The organism is Streptomyces sp. NPDC005533 (assembly GCF_042871845.1).
In the GTDB taxonomy this organism is placed as follows: domain Bacteria; phylum Actinomycetota; class Actinomycetes; order Streptomycetales; family Streptomycetaceae; genus Streptomyces.
Window position 1 is genome coordinate 1 of record NZ_JBIAJH010000134.1, and the last position, 3721, is coordinate 3721.

General features: G+C 62.8%; 2 protein-coding genes and 2 pseudogenes. 2 read left to right on the plus strand and 2 right to left on the minus strand.

The features are described 5' to 3' along the window. Nucleotides 1–564 precede the first annotated feature (564 nt). Nucleotides 565–1125, plus strand: coding sequence for a CAP domain-containing protein (locus ACFYP3_RS37200; protein WP_388842519.1), 561 nt, complete (start codon nucleotides 565–567; stop codon nucleotides 1123–1125). A gap of 779 nt (nucleotides 1126–1904) precedes the next feature. Here the strand turns inward: ACFYP3_RS37200 and ACFYP3_RS37205 are convergent. Then, a complete protein-coding gene (locus tag ACFYP3_RS37205; protein WP_388842521.1) occupies nucleotides 1905–2051 on the minus strand; it encodes a hypothetical protein in 147 nt (48 codons plus the stop codon). 765 nt (nucleotides 2052–2816) lie between these two features. Between ACFYP3_RS37205 and ACFYP3_RS37210 the strand changes: the two are divergent. After that, nucleotides 2817–3574 (plus strand): annotated as a pseudogene (locus tag ACFYP3_RS37210) (IS5/IS1182 family transposase). A gap of 20 nt (nucleotides 3575–3594) precedes the next feature. Here the strand turns inward: ACFYP3_RS37210 and ACFYP3_RS37215 are convergent. After that, a pseudogene (locus ACFYP3_RS37215) lies at nucleotides 3595–3721 on the minus strand (IS5/IS1182 family transposase); the annotation flags it as partial.

Below are 3721 nucleotides of genomic sequence, written 5' to 3' on the forward strand. Positions count from 1 at the left end.
TCCGCGATCTCCCACAGCCCGTCTGGAACAATCCAACTCCACGTGCCCCGCCCCATACCGACGTCAACGACGCCTCACCACATAGGACACGGTCTAAGAAGTTCCTGGCCAAGCGCAACAGGGAAGTCCCCGCCGAATTCCAGGTGCACCTGATAATCGAACCAAAGACGCCCGACATCAAGAGTGGATGCTGGCGCATCCGCGATTCCACATGCACTTCACGCCCACCAGTTCGTCCTGGCTCCACCTGGTCGAGCGGTGGTTCGCCGAACTCACGCAGAGAAGCTCAGGCGCGGGGTCCACCGCTCCGACCAGGGCGTCGAACGCGACATCCGGACCTGGCTCGCGGACTGGAACGAGCACCCCGACCCTTCGTCTGGCCGAAGAGCGCCGGCGAACCCCTCGACAACGGCGCCGTCTGCTGCAGCCGAATCTCTGAGTCAGGTCACTAATTGTCGCTAGCAGTTACCTTCTTGACGCTCGTGACGGTTCTGCGCCGTAAGGGCCGCCTGCTGGATGTCTTGGTGGCCCTGGACGTCACGTTCTGGCCGCAAACTCCTCTATATGGGCGAAGTGCCACCCGAACTCCGGCATTTCGAGATGCGAGGTGAGATCACTTTGAACAGTATCCGAATTAAAATGCACCGCAATCTCATGGCCGTTGCCGTTGCCGTTGCCGTTGCCGCTCTCGCTCTGAGTGTCGCATGCGTGCCGCCACTCGCCATGGCCGGCATTCAGGCTGATAAATCTGGTGCCACCGCCGAGGTTGTAGCCATAGTCAACCGGGAGCGCGCTAGAGCAGGATGCTCTCGTTTGACTGTTAACGCACAGCTGATGGCAGCAGCTCTGAACCACAGTAGAGACATGGCTGCCCACCGCACCATGTCGCACACTGGTTCCGATGGCTCTGACCCCGCCACTCGTGCCACCCGCGTGGGCTATCGATGGATCGCGTACGGGGAGAACGTTGCCTTCGGCTACACCACACCCCAAAAGGTCATGAACGCCTGGATGCACAGCCCGCGCCATCGCGCAAACATTCTCGACTGCTCATTTAAGGAGATCGGCGTCGGTCTTGCCCAGCCGAATAACTACTGGACCCAGACATTTGGCACTTCCCGGTAGCGGCCCCCGGCTTGACCGGCCATGAGCGGGGTTCCCGCAGTTCCCGAGGGAGTCGTCCAAAGGTACTTTCATGCCAATTCTTCGAATTGCACGAACCGTAGGTGCAATTTCATCAAAGAGTGGGGTAAGAGCACACATGCGAGGCGCGCTCTGAATGTGTTTCGTCTGCGTCCGGCCACAAACACGAGTATCAGCAGTGTCTGGGGGCAAGCGGGGCACCGCGGAGCGGCGCTGGCGAAGGCCTGTTCTCTGACAGGATCAGAGGCCTATTTATGTGATCCCGTGATCCCCGGGGAAGGACCAGGCGACGGCCCCAGCTCACAAGCGCTACTGGTAGGCTCGAGCGGAGATTAAGACGTTTCTGGCCCAGGGAGTTGAGAGGATCTCAGGAGTTCCGCGGGTCTTCTTTTGTGAAAGATTCGGATTAGCCCCCAGGTGTAGACGCCCCTCGATATCTTTCGCGTGGTGCTTACGACGGGACTGTCAAAGAAGTCATGGCTCCGATAATGGAGCATCGCACCTGTGACCGTCGAGAACGTGGTCAGGCCCTCTGAGGCGGACGTCGCGCCGACAGCCGGGGACGACCGGATCCTGCACCCAGCCAGTGCGATGCACGGAACCGGCAGCCGCTGCGCCAGTAGAGTGAGGTTGTTGAGCTGGGCCCACCAATCACGTGCCACGCGGAATGCCTACACACATCGGGCTCTTGCCGGACGACAATGTGGACGCCTATGTGTTCCCCCCGCGCAGCGGAGGGAACACCAGGACTTTGGCCGGTGTCAGCAGGTCTGCTGCTCTACCGTCATCTTGAGCTCGCGCACGAGTTCAGCGGTCTCCCGCTTCTTGCTCCAGTCCTCGGGTGCGGACTTGATGTTCGACTCGATCTTCCTGACCTGCTCCGCGGCATCCTGCAGATCGTGCGGCATTTCCGGCATCTACTCAACCCTTCGTAACGTGGGCTGCTCTGATCGCAGCCGACCATATATAGCGTATATATCAGACAAATCGACTTAGTGCCTGAGTCTAAGTCTTTACGTGGCCCAGTCGGCCGAGGGGCCGTCCCCTGTCCTGGTGTAACGGTCACGGCCTGTCGCATCCGGCCCGGCCTCGGCGCGTCCCCCGTGATGAGGCGCCGGGTAGTCCCACCGGTCGCGACCCCGTGCGCTCCGGTTCTGGGGGCGGGGGCAGGTGGCTTGGCTGGCGCATATCCTGAGCCTTTGCCTGGCGGGCACAGGCCCATCAGTCGTTGCTTTCGAGCCGCGGTCGGATGCGCTCATGCGGGAGTGCCGTCGGTGGCCCGTCGTCCAGGTGGGGGTGCTTTAAAGGGGATGATCTCTTCACTGGGCCCGGTGTGAGAATCTCTGCCAGTAGCCCGAGATGCGATAATTCTTCCAGTGCCCCGGTTCCTTATGGAACCGCTCCGGGCTTCGCCCGGCCGGGTCGTCCATGTTTGGAGTCAAACCTCCTGTCCGGTTCGAAAAAGCCAGACCTCCTTCCGTCATGTCGCCCGGTCGGGCGGTAGACCCCACGGTCAGCGGCCCGTACCAGCAGGCCGGCCGTGACCTTTCAGCAGGCCCCGCAAGTCTTAGCTACCCGACCTGTCCGACGCCCGCTGGGCCCTGATAAAACCGGTGAACCTCTTTCGTCCTGGCTCTGAGGTGTGAGAGGGCTGGACAGGTGGTTGGCGGGGGTTGGTTCCGCATCCTTCCTTGCCCGGACTTCCATGCGAGCTGGTGGAGCACATCTCCTTGCTCGTCCACGATCCTCGGCGCGCGGTGAAGTCACGCTGATGCAGGCCCCGTTGTTTCAGGCAGGCCCTGCTCACGCTGGCCCACCTGCGGAGAACGGGCCGTTCGCGCAGGTGGGAGCCGGGTTGGGGGCGTTGCAGGCGACGGCTTGGCGGTCCCGCCTACGAGACTCCCAACGTCCTTGCGGCGGGGATGCCGGGCCGGCGTGAGGCTTTGGCCGTCTGGGTGAGGGCGGTTTTTTCATCGTTGACGGCACTCTCCCCGGTCCCGGCCGCACATCGGCGCTGATGAGGCGTACTGCTCGGATAAGCACCGCGGCCATGGGATGAACGTGCAGGCCATCGCCTGCCCGGACGGCACACCGCTGTGGTTCTCCCGCGCTCTGCCGGGCCTGGCCCACAGCCTGACAGCGGCCGGGCCCACGGCACCGTCCAGGCCTGCCTCACCCGGCAGATCGCCGTTCTCGTAGGCCGCCCTGCCGGAGGGCCGGCGCCACCGTCCGCACCTCCTGCCGCCACCACTGCATCCAGCTGGCCTGCTGGCAGCAGTCCAACCGGCGGCCGCGCGCCTCAGAACCCCCGGCGAACAGGCCCTTACCCAGTTCAGACCGTGGAAGATCCTCCGACAGGCACGTTGCTCCACCAACCGCATCGGCACCGCGGGCCAACCACACCCTCCCGACCTGTACCTATCCAGGATGAAAAGAGGCTGACTGATCATTTCAGAATGAGGTTCGGAGTCGTCTCAAGCAGATGATGCTGCAGGCGAGTTGGAGCAGGCTCAGGTGAGGTCGGCGCGTATCTCGTAGCGGGTGCGGAGTCGTTTGAACTGGTGGAGCCAGGCGAAGG